Annotated in this window: 14 protein-coding genes; 8 read left to right on the plus strand and 6 right to left on the minus strand. The window is 51.1% G+C overall.

The window, feature by feature from the left end; genetic code table 11:
* Positions 1 to 2 precede the first annotated feature (2 nt).
* Together aaeB and OGV57_RS08610 are read left to right on the plus strand one after the other, a co-directional pair.
* Positions 3 to 1,970, plus strand: coding sequence for a p-hydroxybenzoic acid efflux pump subunit AaeB (gene aaeB, locus OGV57_RS08605; RefSeq protein ID WP_054528833.1), 1,968 nt, complete (start codon positions 3 to 5; stop codon positions 1,968 to 1,970).
* Positions 1,971 to 2,089: 119 nt separating this feature from the next.
* Positions 2,090 to 2,368 (plus strand): barstar family protein, encoded by a 279-nt coding sequence (locus tag OGV57_RS08610; protein ID WP_003025168.1) that lies wholly within the window; start codon positions 2,090 to 2,092, stop codon positions 2,366 to 2,368.
* Between the two features lie 57 nt (positions 2,369 to 2,425).
* Here OGV57_RS08610 and yhcN read toward each other — a convergent pair whose 3' ends face one another.
* Both yhcN and argR read right to left on the minus strand, forming a co-directional pair.
* Positions 2,426 to 2,692 (minus strand): peroxide/acid stress response protein YhcN, encoded by a 267-nt coding sequence (gene yhcN / locus OGV57_RS08615; RefSeq protein WP_003025165.1) that lies wholly within the window; start codon positions 2,690 to 2,692, stop codon positions 2,426 to 2,428.
* 376 nt (positions 2,693 to 3,068) lie between these two features.
* Positions 3,069 to 3,539: a transcriptional regulator ArgR gene (gene argR / locus OGV57_RS08620; RefSeq protein ID WP_003025162.1), complete on the minus strand. Its 471-nt coding sequence runs from the start codon at positions 3,537 to 3,539 to the stop codon at positions 3,069 to 3,071.
* Positions 3,540 to 3,975: 436 nt separating this feature from the next.
* On the opposite strand from argR, the gene mdh reads away from it, so the two are divergent.
* Positions 3,976 to 4,911 (plus strand): malate dehydrogenase, encoded by a 936-nt coding sequence (gene mdh, locus OGV57_RS08625; RefSeq protein ID WP_003025158.1) that lies wholly within the window; start codon positions 3,976 to 3,978, stop codon positions 4,909 to 4,911.
* Between the two features lie 142 nt (positions 4,912 to 5,053).
* On the opposite strand, the gene degS is transcribed toward mdh, so the two are convergent.
* From degS to zapG, 3 genes are all read right to left on the minus strand, one after another.
* Positions 5,054 to 6,121 carry an outer membrane-stress sensor serine endopeptidase DegS gene (gene degS, locus OGV57_RS08630; RefSeq protein WP_003025154.1) on the minus strand — a complete coding sequence of 356 codons (1,068 nt, stop codon included), beginning with the start codon at positions 6,119 to 6,121 and terminating at the stop codon, positions 5,054 to 5,056.
* 89 nt (positions 6,122 to 6,210) lie between these two features.
* Positions 6,211 to 7,578 carry a serine endoprotease DegQ gene (degQ, locus tag OGV57_RS08635; protein ID WP_003025151.1) on the minus strand — a complete coding sequence of 456 codons (1,368 nt, stop codon included), beginning with the start codon at positions 7,576 to 7,578 and terminating at the stop codon, positions 6,211 to 6,213.
* A 168-nt stretch (positions 7,579 to 7,746) separates the two neighbouring features.
* Entirely contained in the window at positions 7,747 to 8,145 is a 399-nt protein-coding gene (gene zapG / locus OGV57_RS08640; protein ID WP_003025147.1) for a Z-ring associated protein ZapG, read from the minus strand.
* A gap of 192 nt (positions 8,146 to 8,337) precedes the next feature.
* On the opposite strand from zapG, the gene zapE reads away from it, so the two are divergent.
* The 5 genes from zapE to sspB all read left to right on the plus strand — a co-directional run bounded on the left by zapE (position 8,338) and on the right by sspB (position 11,984).
* Entirely contained in the window at positions 8,338 to 9,465 is a 1,128-nt protein-coding gene (zapE, locus tag OGV57_RS08645) for a cell division protein ZapE (protein WP_003839902.1), read from the plus strand.
* Positions 9,466 to 9,683: 218 nt separating this feature from the next.
* Entirely contained in the window at positions 9,684 to 10,112 is a 429-nt protein-coding gene (gene rplM / locus OGV57_RS08650; RefSeq protein ID WP_003025141.1) for a 50S ribosomal protein L13, read from the plus strand.
* A 15-nt stretch (positions 10,113 to 10,127) separates the two neighbouring features.
* Positions 10,128 to 10,520, plus strand: a complete 393-nt coding sequence (gene rpsI, locus OGV57_RS08655) for a 30S ribosomal protein S9 (RefSeq protein ID WP_003025138.1) — start codon at positions 10,128 to 10,130, stop codon at positions 10,518 to 10,520.
* A 316-nt stretch (positions 10,521 to 10,836) separates the two neighbouring features.
* A complete protein-coding gene (gene sspA / locus OGV57_RS08660) occupies positions 10,837 to 11,475 on the plus strand; it encodes a stringent starvation protein SspA (protein WP_003025132.1) in 639 nt (212 codons plus the stop codon).
* Between the two features lie 5 nt (positions 11,476 to 11,480).
* Positions 11,481 to 11,984, plus strand: coding sequence for a ClpXP protease specificity-enhancing factor (gene sspB / locus OGV57_RS08665; RefSeq protein WP_003025130.1), 504 nt, complete (start codon positions 11,481 to 11,483; stop codon positions 11,982 to 11,984).
* Between the two features lie 56 nt (positions 11,985 to 12,040).
* Here sspB and dcuC read toward each other — a convergent pair whose 3' ends face one another.
* Positions 12,041 to 13,408, minus strand: coding sequence for an anaerobic C4-dicarboxylate transporter DcuC (gene dcuC / locus OGV57_RS08670; protein WP_054528832.1), 1,368 nt, complete (start codon positions 13,406 to 13,408; stop codon positions 12,041 to 12,043).
* Positions 13,409 to 13,505 lie beyond the last annotated feature (97 nt).

Genomic DNA, 13,505 nt, shown 5'->3' on the forward strand with positions numbered 1-13,505 from the left:
CGATGGGTATTTTCTCCATTGCCAACCAGCATATCCGCTTTGCGGTAAAACTGGCCTGCGCGATTGTACTGGCGCTGTTCGTTGGCTTTCACTTCCAGCTTGAGACCCCGCGCTGGGCGGTGCTGACCGCGGCCATTGTGGCGGCAGGTCCAGCCTTTGCCGCTGGCGGAGAACCTTATTCAGGTGCTATCCGCTATCGAGGCATGTTGCGTATTGTCGGGACATTTATCGGCTGTATTGCCGCCCTGATCATTATCATCAGCATGATCCGCGCCCCGCTATTGATGATCCTGGTGTGTTGTATCTGGGCCGGTTTTTGTACCTGGATCTCGTCGTTAGTGAAGATCGAAAACTCTTATGCCTGGGGGCTTTCAGGCTATACGGCGCTGATCATCGTCATTACTATCCAGGCTGAACCGCTGCTGACGCCGCAATTTGCGCTCGAACGCTGTAGTGAAATTGTGATGGGTATTGTCTGTGCCATTGTTGCCGACCTGCTCTTTTCGCCCCGTTCGGTGAAACAGGAGATTGATGTCGAACTGGATAGCCTGCTGGTGGCGCAATATCAGCTTATGCAGCTGTGCATTAAGCATGGCGACAGTGAGGAAGTGGACAAAGCCTGGGGAGATTTAGTCCGGCGTACGGCGGCGCTGGAAGGCATGCGTAGTAACCTGAATATGGAGTCCTCGCGCTGGGTGCGGGCTAACCGCAGACTCAAGGCATTGAATACGCTGTCGCTTACGCTTATCACACAATCCTGCGAAACCTATCTTATTCAGAATACCCGACCAGAACTGATCACCGATACCTTCCGCGAGTTATTCGATACGCCGGTTGAAACGGTACAGGATGTCCATAAACAGCTGAAGCGGATGCGTCGGGTGATTGCATGGACCGGTGAACGTGACACACCTGTCACAATTTACACCTGGGCCGGGGCGGCAACGCGCTATCTGTTACTTAAACGTGGAGTTGTCAGCAACACCAAAATTAGCGCTATCGAAGAAGAGATCCTGCAAGGTGAACCGGTGGTGAAAGTGGAATCTGCCGAGCGTCACCATGCGATGGTTAACTTTTGGCGCACCACGCTTTCTTGTGTGCTGGGAACCTTATTCTGGCTGTGGACCGGCTGGACATCCGGCAGCGGCGCAATGGTGATGATTGCGGTCGTCACCTCGCTGGCAATGCGTTTGCCCAACCCGCGCATGGTGGCGATAGACTTTATCTACGGTACGTTGGCGGCGTTACCGCTCGGGGCACTCTATTTCCTGGTGATTATCCCTAATACGCAGCAAAGCATGTTGTTGCTGTGCCTGAGCCTGGCAGTGCTGGGATTCTTTCTGGGGATTGAAGTACAGAAACGACGGCTGGGTTCGATGGGGGCGCTGGCCAGCACCATTAATATCATCGTGCTGGATAACCCGATGACCTTCCACTTTAGCCAGTTCCTTGACAGTGCGCTGGGGCAGATTGTTGGCTGCATGTTGGCGTTTATCGTCATTATGTTGGTGCGTGATAACTCTCGTGACAGAACGGGTCGTGTGTTGCTCAACCAGTTTGTCTCGGCGGCGGTTTCAGCGATGACCACCAACGTGGTTCGTCGCAAAGAAAACCATCTCCCGGCGCTTTATCAGCAGCTGTTTTTGCTGATGAACAAATTTCCGGGCGACCTGGCGAAGTTTCGCCTGGCGCTGACAATGATCATCGCGCATCAGCGCCTGCGCGATGCGCCGGTGCCGGTAAACGAAGATCTCTCCGCATTCCATCGCCAGCTTCGACGCACTGCCGATCGCGTGATTTCCGCAGGAAATGACGACAAGCGCCGACGCTACTTTAGCCAGTTGCTGGAAGAGCTTGAGATCTATCAGGAGAAATTAATCATCTGGCAAGCACCACCACAGGTGACCGAGCCGGTAAAACGACTCAGTGGGATGTTGCACAAATATCAGCATGCGCTGGTCAGTAATTAAGAGTTGAAAACCGACGCTAAAAGCGTCGGTTTTTTTATGGCTATACTTACCTGAAAATGCGAGAGACCCCCACATATTGGCGGTCTGTCGAGTGGCTGGCGTTGGGATGGTGGCTATAGATGAATATCTATACATTTGATTTTGACGAGATAGAAGACCAGGGTGATTTCTATCGCGAGTTTACGCGCACGTTCGGTCTCGCCAGGGAAAAGGTGGTTGATTTAGATTCTCTGTGGGAGGTGGTTATCGGGGAAGTTTTACCGTTGCCGCTGGAGATTGAATTTGTCCATTTACCGGACAAGCTGCGCAGGCGATACGGCGCGCTGATTTTACTGTTCGATGAAGCGGAAGAAGAGCTGGAAGGGCAGTTGCGTTTTAACGTTCGTCACTCAATGTAAGACATAAAAAAGCCCCCGGCAGGCGGGGGCAAGTCGTCGGACTTAGACGACGAGGGTTTATTTGTAGAGTTCTGCAGTAGCGTGCCAGTGAGCACCTTCACGGAGTTCGGTGACGCGATAGCTGCTGGCGCCTGCTTTTTCAGCCTTAGCGGCGATGGCTTGACGCATGTCCATTGGTGAACTACCGATTTGAGATACGGAGATGCTACCCATAGATTGCAGATTCTGTGCTTCTTGTGAGTTCACCTGAGTAACCGCGGCGCTTGCACCGAAGGAGAGAACAGAAAGAAGGCTTAAGGTTGCAATAGTAGTTTTGATTTTCATGATATTTACCTCGTCGAATTCTTTTATAGGGGTCTACGTTTCGTGACCCTCATCACAAAATCAAGTATACACTAATAACCTAATAAATTAATACCACGCTAATTGTTTCCATGGGTAGTAAGTGTTAAGAAAAATATTTTTTATAACCAAATGGAATTAAAAAGAGCGTTTCGAACATTTTAAAAGAAATAAATTAAATAAAATCAATTGGATATGATTTTTTGCAAAATGTGCGTTTTTAAGCCTTCATATTCACTATGTGAATGGTTTTTGACGGTTAAACGCACCATTTGTTAAATGCATAGCAGTTAAAAATAGACGGAAGGGGGTAGAAAGAGAGTGTTTTCCCCCGCCGCGAGGCGACGGGGAGGCGGTATTACAGTTCTTGTTCAAACAGTTCCAGAATGGCTTCGTACAGATCTTTTACCGTAAAACCCTTAGCTGGGGTGGTGAAGATGGTATCGTCACCGGCAATCGTACCCAGGATACCTTCCGCTTTCCCCAATGAGTCCAGCAGACGTGCAATCAACTGAGCAGCGCCAGGACTGGTATGAATAACCACGACCGCATCGTTATAGTCGATATCCAGCACCAGATTTTTCAGCGGACTGGAGGTCGTAGGCACGCCCAGCTCCGCCGGAAGGCAGTACACCATTTCCATTTTCGCATTGCGGGTACGCACGGCGCCAAATTTGGTCAGCATGCGTGAAACCTTGGACTGATTGATATTATCAAAGCCCTGATCCTGCAACGCGAGGACGATTTCGCCTTGAGAGCTGAACTTTTCTTCTTTAAGCAGCGCTTTAAACGCCTTTACTAATTCTTCTTGTTTTGCCGAGCTTCGCATAAGTCACCCGTAATATGGCGGTAGAAACAACATTATTGTGCATACAGATGAATTTTTATGCAAACAGTCTGCCTTGTTCAAGGCTGAAATAATGTTATGAAAGAGCGGAATTTTATCAAATTTCGTTATCAAGAAACATGCCTGTGTCACGGCTCGCAAATAAGGTTAAAAGTAAATTAAATGTTATCAAATTGATGTTGTTTTGAGAGGTGGGTAGGGTATATTGTCAGCACCTGTTGGAAAGTTGCTCTACTGTGCGGGTGGTTTTGAATTACGTAACTTAGGTTTTATTTTACGTAAGTTAAATGCATAAAAGCCAAATTTGCGTGACTACGCATTCTTGACGCGTGGTTGTTGTATTCGTTGGATTTGTGAATTAAGGTCGCCGCCGCGGAGCAATAGACACTTTGCTTATCAATATAATAAGGAGTTTAGGATGAAAGTTGCAGTCCTCGGCGCTGCTGGTGGTATCGGTCAGGCGCTAGCATTACTGTTAAAAACCCAACTGCCTTCAGGTTCAGAACTCTCCCTGTACGACATCGCTCCAGTAACGCCTGGTGTGGCCGTTGATTTGAGCCATATCCCTACTGCTGTGAAAATCAAAGGCTTCAGTGGCGAAGACGCTACCCCTGCACTGGAAGGTGCTGATGTAGTACTGATCTCCGCGGGCGTCGCACGTAAACCGGGTATGGATCGTTCCGACCTGTTCAACGTTAACGCCGGTATCGTGAAGAATCTGGTGCAGCAGGTTGCTAAAACCTGTCCGAAAGCATGTATCGGTATCATCACCAACCCGGTGAACACGACAGTTGCTATCGCTGCAGAAGTCCTGAAAAAAGCAGGCGTATACGATAAGAACAAACTGTTTGGCGTGACCACGCTGGACATCATCCGCTCCAACACCTTTGTTGCGGAACTGAAAGGCAAGCAGCCTGGCGACGTTGAAGTCCCGGTTATTGGCGGCCACTCTGGCGTGACCATTCTGCCGCTGCTGTCACAAATTCCTGGCGTAAGCTTCACCGAGCAAGAAGCAGCTGACCTGACCAAACGTATCCAGAATGCGGGTACTGAAGTTGTGGAAGCTAAAGCCGGTGGCGGATCTGCAACCCTGTCTATGGGTCAGGCCGCAGCACGTTTCGGACTGTCACTGGTTCGCGCACTGAGCGGCGAAAAAGGTGTGGTTGAATGTGCTTACGTTGAAGGCGATGGCCAGTATGCTCGCTTCTTCTCTCAGCCGCTGCTGCTAGGCAAAAACGGCGTAGAAGAGCGTCAGTCTATCGGCAAGCTGAGCGCGTTTGAACAAGCTGCGCTGGAAGGTATGCTGGATACGCTGAAGAAAGATATCACTCTGGGCGAAGAGTTCGTTAAGTAACTCTTTTCGGTAGGCCTGATAAGACGTTTTGCGTCGCCATCAGGCATACAGATGCCGGATGCGGTGTAAACACCTTATCCGGCCTACAAGCCCATTGAAATGTAAAAAAAACCGGATGATTTCCGGTTTTTTTATATCCGTATTAGTTGGTCGCCGGATATTCCTGAATCGTGACCTGCAGCGTCAACTGCTTGTCATCTCGCATCACGACCACGGAGATAACTGAACCTGGTCGAATCTCTGCCACCTGGTCCATCGTTTCCAGTGCAGATACCGCCGGTTTGTTATTGACCGAGATAATCAGATCGTTAACCTGAATACCTGCCTGCGCTGCCGGACCGTCCGGGGCTACTTCGTTAACCACAATCCCCTGAATTTGATCCATCCCGCCGCCCTGGGCGTGCAGTGGCGCAATTTCTCGGCCGCTGATGCCGATATAGCCGCGAATCACGCGCCCGTCACGAATCAGCTTATCCATGATTTTGGTTGCCAGTTGAAAAGGAATAGCAAAGCCGATCCCTTCCGGGGTTTCGCCATCGTTGCTCTTATCAAATGACAGGGTATTAATACCCATCAACTCGCCCAGCGAGTTGACCAGCGCGCCGCCGGAGTTACCGTGGTTGATGGAGGCATCGGTTTGCAGGAAGTTTTGCCGCCCCGTCGGGTTCAGGCCAATACGACCGGTGGCACTGATAATCCCCTGGGTGATGGTTTGCCCGAGGTTGTACGGGTTCCCGATGGCGAGAACCACATCGCCAATGTGCGGTACGCGTTTGTTATTAATCGGAATTGTCGGCAGTCCACCAGTGGCGTTGATTTTCAGCACCGCAAGGTCGGTTAACGTATCAGACCCCACAAGCAGCGCTTCAAATACGCGACCGTCCTGCAATGCGACGATGATTTGGTCTGCATCGTTAATGACGTGCTTATTGGTAATGATATAGCCGCGCTGATCCATGATAACGCCTGAGCCGAGCGTGCGGATCTCAAGCTGGTTATGCGCTGTGCTGTTCATACTGCGGTTATAAACGTTAACGACGGCAGGTGCTGCACGGCGAACCGCCGGGTTATAGCTGGCGGGCGTTTCATCTGCACTGTCGAACTGCGGTGCGGTAAGCGTATTAATTTTGCGCAGCGAGGGCATCGCGGCCAGCAGAATAGCGCCGACGATTAAACCAATCGCGACCGAACGTAAAAGCTTCACAAACATGATGGCGGCGTCATTAATAAAGGGAACGGCTGCAGCATATCACGAGTTTACCGGACATCACACGAGGGGCTGATGTCCGGTTGCATGCGTTAACGCAGGAGCAGGTAAATACTCTCGTTACCGCGCACCACCTGCAGGGCAATGATCGACGGTTTCGCTTCCAGCACTTTACGCATTTCAGCGATCGAGTTTACGCGATCGCGGTTAACGCCAATAATAACGTCATCTTTATGCAGTCCGGCCTGTGCGGCAGGGCTGCTTTTTTCTACGTTATCAATTCTGATGCCTTTGGTACCGTCTTTTAACTGACCGTCGCTGAGCGTGGCCCCTTGCAACGCAGGCGCAATCATCTCTGCGCTGGCGGACGATGATGTGCTGGTATCGAGGGTGACTTCAACCTCCAGCGGTTTACCGTTACGTAGCAGGCCCAGTTTGACTTTGGTCCCTGGTTCGGTTGTCGCAATACGTGAACGAAGTTCGGCGAAGCTGTTAAGCGGTTTACCGTTGAGACTGGTAATGACGTCACCTGATTTCACCCCCGCTTTTGCGGAGCCGGAGTTAGGCAGAACCTCACTGACAAACGCGCCACGCTGTACGTCCAGTTTGAACGCTTTGGCGATATCGGAAGTCATCTCGGTGCCTTTGATGCCCAACAGACCGCGTTTGATTTCACCAAACTGCATCAACTGCTGTGCCAGCGTGCGCGCCATGTTGCTCGGGATTGCAAAACCAATACCGATGCTGCCGCCACCGGGGGCCAGAATCGCGGTGTTAATACCGATCAGCTCACCGTTGAGGTTAAGCAATGCGCCGCCGGAGTTACCGCGGTTGATAGAGGCGTCAGTCTGAATAAAGTTTTCCAGACCTTCCAGGTTCAACCCACTGCGACCCAAAGCCGATACAATGCCGGAGGTGGCTGTTTGACCCAAACCGAACGGGTTACCCACAGCCACCGCGAAATCACCCACGCGGAGTTTATCAGAGTCAGCAATGGCAATTTGCGTCAGGTTGCTGGGGTGTTGAATTTGTAGCAGTGCGATATCGCTCTGATCGTCGCTGCCAATAAGCTTTGCGTCGAACTCACGACCATCATTAAGCTGAACGCTGATTTTTTGCGCCTGATTAATAACGTGGTTATTGGTCAGGACGTAGCCTTTGGCGGCATCAATAATGACACCTGAACCCAGTCCTTCAAAAGGTTGTGAAGGTTGATCGGGAAGTTCATCACCAAAAAACTTTTTGAACTCTTCCGGGACTTTCTGCCCCTGAGTGGCGGTGCCTTCGACCCTTACACTCACCACGGCTGGCAACACTTTCTCCAGCATCGGGGCGAGGCTGGGGAGCGCAGCCTGACCGGGAACCTGGCCGGGAATCGACGCAACGGCCGGGAATGGCGCCGAGAGAGTTAACCCGACACTTAACGCTAATGCACTCAACAGCTGGGTTTGTTTTTTCATGGATCCTGCTCTCGTACCTTGAGTAAACGGAAGATGATTCAAAACAGTTTGATGTTATTGAATTTTCGGTTTGGTCACAATGAGGCTAACGACTAAATAATAGCTGGGACGGGAAGAGAAGCGGAGGGCGCAATTGCTGCGCCCAATAAATTTCTTAACGATGTGCGGTTAGTCGCGCTTTGCACCACTACGCAGCAGGCCAGATGCCCCTTCAGAATAGTCACGTGGCATCTGAACCGGCGCCTGATCGTTGCCTGCTTCAGACTCTGCCAGACGATTACGGAACGGGTTGTTTTCCGGCGACATACCCGGCAGCAGGTTGCTGGAGCTTTTCGCCATATGCTGGTAAATCTGACGATAATCGTCCGCCATGTTATCCAGCAATTCAGCGCTGCGGGCAAAGTGGCTCACCAGTTCTTCACGGTACTCTTCCAGCTCAGCTTTATTTTTTTCCAGTTCGTACTGCAATGCCTGCTGTTGGCGTAATTTCCGATTACCAAAACGCATGGCTACAGCACCAATAATGATACCGACGACTAACCCAATTAGCGCATATTCCCAGGTCATGAACATCTCCCGTTGTCTTGTGTTTCCGTAGGGTGTTGGCTTTAGGCTCCATGCCTGCGCCTGATTATGCCACTATAACCGCTAATCCCGTAGAAGTGGAATCCCGTGTTTATATCACGTAATGTAGAACGGCCTTTTTTTCGTCAACCGTGAGCGACGGCACATCGATTCTCAAGGAATAACAATAACATCATGCAAAGCCTTTCCCCGACATCGCGTTACCAGCAAGCCCTCAACGACGGCAGTCATCAGCCCGACAATGTACAACAAGAAGCCGTGAATCGACTGGAAACAATTTTCCAGGCACTTACGACACCAGCGCGACCTGCGCCGCAGGAGAGCGGACTGATGGCGCGTTTTGGCAAATTGCTGGGCAAGCGTGAGTCGCCGATCAACACACCGGTGCGTGGTTTATATATGTGGGGCGGAGTTGGGCGCGGAAAAACCTGGCTGATGGATCTGTTCTACCATAGTCTGCCGGGCGAACGTAAACAGCGTTTGCACTTTCACCGTTTTATGCTGCGTGTGCATGAAGAGCTTACTGCCTTACAGGGGCAGAGCGATCCGCTGGAAATCATCGCCGATCGCTTTAAGGCCGAAACGGACGTGCTGTGCTTTGACGAATTTTTTGTTTCTGATATTACCGACGCCATGCTACTCGGCGGCCTGATGAAGGCACTGTTTGCCCGTGGCATTACGCTGGTGGCGACCTCCAATATTCCGCCAGACGAGCTGTATCGCAACGGTTTACAACGCGCGCGTTTTCTTCCTGCCATTGATGCTATCAAACAGCATTGCGACATCATGAATGTTGATGCTGGCGTCGATTATCGTCTGCGCACCTTAACGCAGGCGCATTTGTGGCTGTCGCCACTGAATGAGGAAACCCGCCAACAGATGGATAAACTCTGGCTGGCATTAGCGGGAACCAAAGGTGAACATGCGCCGACGCTGGAGATCAATCATCGTCCGATGCAGACGCTGGCCGTCGAAAACCAAACGCTGGCGGTGTCATTTACCACACTCTGTGTCGATGCGCGTAGCCAGCATGACTACATTGCGCTGTCGCGTTTGTTTCACACGGTACTGTTGTCTGATGTGCCGGTCATGACTCCGCTGATGGAGAGTGAAGCGCGGCGCTTTATCGCATTGGTGGATGAGTTCTACGAACGCCACGTCAAGCTGGTGGTCAGCGCGGCATCGCCACTCTATGAAATTTATCAGGGCGAGCGTCTGAAGTTTGAATTTCAGCGCTGTTTGTCGCGTTTGCAGGAGATGCAAAGCGAAGAGTATCTGAAGCGGGAACATTTAGCCGGTTAAACCTGCCGCAAATCACATAAAGGGGTCGATCTTTGACCCTGACTTCTCTATAATCTTGCGACCCCACGTTACGAGAGAGTTTTTTTCCCAAAACTTTCTATGCGCCGGCATAGGCTATTCGAAGGGGTAGGTTTGCTGGACAATGTCGTGTGAACCTCAACTGACAAAACGTTTGGGTGTTCACCAACGTGTAACTTATTTATTTGGGTAAGCTTTTAATGAAAACTTTTACAGCTAAACCAGAAACCGTAAAACGCGACTGGTATGTTGTTGACGCGACCGGTAAAACTCTGGGCCGTCTGGCTTCCGAACTGGCTCTGCGCCTGCGCGGTAAGCACAAAGCGGAATACACTCCGCACGTAGATACCGGTGATTACATCATCGTTCTGAACGCTGACAAAGTTGCTGTAACCGGCAACAAGCGTACTGACAAAGTGTACTATCACCACACCGGCCACATCGGTGGTATCAAACAAGCGACCTTTGAAGAGATGATTGCTCGCCGTCCTGAGCGTGTGCTTGAAATCGCGGTTAAAGGCATGCTGCCAAAAGGCCCGCTGGGTCGTGCTATGTTCCGTAAACTGAAAGTTTACGCTGGCAACGAGCACAACCACGCGGCACAGCAACCGCAAGTTCTTGACATCTAATCGGGATTATAGGCAATGGCTGAAAATCAATACTACGGCACTGGTCGCCGCAAAAGTTCCGCAGCTCGCGTTTTCATCAAACCGGGCAGTGGTAAAATCGTAATCAACCAACGTTCTCTGGAACAGTACTTCGGTCGTGAAACTGCCCGCATGGTAGTTCGTCAGCCGCTGGAACTGGTCGACATGGTTGAGAAACTGGATCTGTACATCACTGTTAAAGGTGGTGGTATCTCTGGTCAGGCTGGTGCGATCCGTCACGGTATCACCCGCGCTCTGATGGAGTACGACGAGTCCCTGCGTGGCGAACTGCGTAAAGCTGGCTTCGTTACCCGTGATGCTCGTCAGGTTGAACGTAAGAAAGTCGGTCTGCGTAAAGCACGTCGTCGTCCTCAGTTCTCCAAACGTTAATTGTACTCTGCTTCGGCAGACGACAATTTGCGAAAAAACCCGCTTTGGCGGGTTTTTTTATCGTTATTTCTCGCCTCAGATCCACGGTAATCCGCTGATTGCCACCTCTTTTTCCCCATTTCAAGAATCGACTCACCACAAAGGTCACAAAATCTGGTAAACTATCATCCAATTTTCTGCCCAAATGTCCGGTATCGTTCATTTTTTGTTTGTATTTTGAACAGCAATGACTTTCCCGAGTCTGGGTGACATCACTTCTGGCTGGCCACTGAGTGGCTGGTAGCAGTAAAAATTCTGAATATACCTGGAGGTTTTCATGGCTGTCGCTGCCAACAAACGTTCGGTAATGACGCTGTTTTCTGGTCCTACTGACATCTATAGCCATCAGGTCCGCATTGTGCTGGCTGAGAAAGGTGTTAGTTTCGAGATTGAGCACGTGGAGAAGGACAATCCACCTCAGGATCTGATCGACCTCAACCCGAATCAGAGCGTACCGACACTGGTGGATCGTGAGCTGACCCTGTGGGAATCTCGCATCATTATGGAATACCTGGATGAGCGCTTCCCGCATCCGCCGCTGATGCCGGTTTACCCGGTTGCGCGTGGTGAAAGCCGCCTGTACATGCAGCGTATTGAAAAAGACTGGTACACGCTGATGAATGTCATCGTGAACGGTTCTGCATCTGAAGCTGAAGTCGCGCGTAAGCGTCTGCGCGAAGAACTGCTGGCAATTGCGCCAGTATTTGGCCAGAAACCTTACTTCCTGAGCGATGAGTTCAGCCTGGTAGACTGCTACCTGGCGCCGCTGCTGTGGCGTTTACCGCAGCTGGGTATTGAATTCAACGGTGCAGGTTCGAAAGAACTGAAAGGGTACATGACTCGCGTCTTCGAACGTGACTCTTTCCTGGCTTCTCTGACTGAGCCTGAACGTGAAATGCGTCTGGGCCGGGGTTAACCTGTATGGATTTGCCACAGCTAACACCACGCCGTCCGTATCTGCTGCGCGCGTTCTATGAGTGGCTGCTAGACAACCAGCTCACGCCGCATCTGGTGGTGGATGTGACGCTCCAGGACGTGCAGGTTCCAATGGAATATGCGCGTGACGGGCAAATTGTTCTGAATATTGCACCGCGTGCGGTGGGCAACCTGGAACTGGCTAACGATGAAGTGCGCTTTAACGCGCGCTTCGGTGGTGTGCCGCGTCAGGTGTCTGTGCCGTTGGCTGCTGTTCTGGCAATTTATGCACGTGAAAATGGCGCCGGTACGATGTTCGAACCGGAAGCCGCCTACGACGAAGATGTCGCCAGCTTAAATGATGACGACAACGACGCGTCTGGTTTTGAGAGTGAAACAGTCATGTCGGTCATTGATGGCGATAAGCCTGACAATGGCGACGACAACGATCCTGATGACACTCCGCCGCCACCTCGCGGTGGGCGTCCGGCGCTGCGCGTAGTGAAATAAATAGTGAAATAAAAAAACAGGCCCTTTCGGGCCTGTTCTGTTTTCTGGCTTCGGGATCAGTAAAACAGCGCGATGGTGGCTACCATATTCACCACAAATCCTACTGCCATCGGGATTGCTGTACGTTTTACTACTTCAAAGGGCGATACGCCGGCAATACCTGATGTCACGACAATTACAGCGGTTATGGGTGACACCGCGCGGGCAAGCGTAGTGGCAAAATGCATCGGCATAATCATCACTACTGCAGGAATATGCAGCCCGGCGGCAATATCCGGAATGAGGCTGGCAAAAGACATAAACGGTGCGTTGCCTGACCCCATGACAATCGCACAGGCGGCGATGACCACCGCCATGATGATCATCACACCGATGCCGCCAAGACCGGAATGCTCTGCGCCTTTTATTACGGCGTCGACAGTCCCGATAGTCGTCAACCCTTTCGCAAAGATTTCACCGGCGACCACCAGCGTGACAACGTTGGCAAACTGCGTCCCCATGCCGTCAAAAAAAGCCTGCACATCATCCATCGTTTCGCGCAGATTATGTTTATGCAGGAATTCAACAAACATAGTCAGCGTCATGCTCATCAACATCACCACCACCAGATTCAACTCTGCTTTCATTAGTCCCATTTGCGCAAGGGCAAGCGAGCCCAGCATCAGGATCAGCGGCATGACGGGTAGAATGGCGTAATAGAGCGGAGGTACGTTTTCCAGCATCTTTTGTTCAGCAAATCCGTTGCTTTCCGGTGCGGCTTTTTTATCAAACTGACGCTGAACGAAAAAATGCGCAATGGCGACGGCGACAATGACACACGATGCGACGGGCAACTGATATTGAAAGAAATAAGTGGCGATTTTCATACCCGCGACCTGCGCGGCAAAAATAGAATTGGTTTCCAGAATGCCCCATTCAATCGACATCGAAGTGGCAATGACCGCCACTGCAGATAAACGGCTCACGCCAAGACTGACCAGCGTTGGGAACAGCGTCACCATCAGCAACATACCTAACCCGGATGCGCTGGTAATGAACTGCGCCATGATCTGACCAATAACATAGGTGGCGGCAAGCACAACATAGGGTGAGCGGATTAGCTTGAGCGGGCGGCTTAACAGGCTAACCATCGCTCTGCTGGCTCCCATTCTGTCCATATAACGGGCATAACCACCCACCGCCATGATTGATAACCCCAGTCCGGCCGCGCGGTTGGAGAGCATACGCAAAATTTCGTTGTAAATATCGACCAGTAGATAGCCACTGCTCTTATCGTCAGCGACCAACACGCCGTAGCCCAGCCAGACACCGCAGGTCATCAGGAAGATCCCGGCGGCGGCCAGCACGACCTGCGGTTTGTAGTTTTTGAGGATCAGGTAACCCATCGTTAATAAAACGATGACAGAGATAATGATGCCGAACATTGTTTCACTCCATGCCAGAGAAGAAGATAAATCCGGTAATAACGCTGTTATCCCAACGGATGTTATATTTTTCTGGGCATTTTTTATGGAGTGAATA

The sequence above is a fragment of the Citrobacter sp. Cf087 genome (assembly GCF_030334285.1).
Lineage (GTDB): Bacteria > Pseudomonadota > Gammaproteobacteria > Enterobacterales > Enterobacteriaceae > Citrobacter > Citrobacter freundii.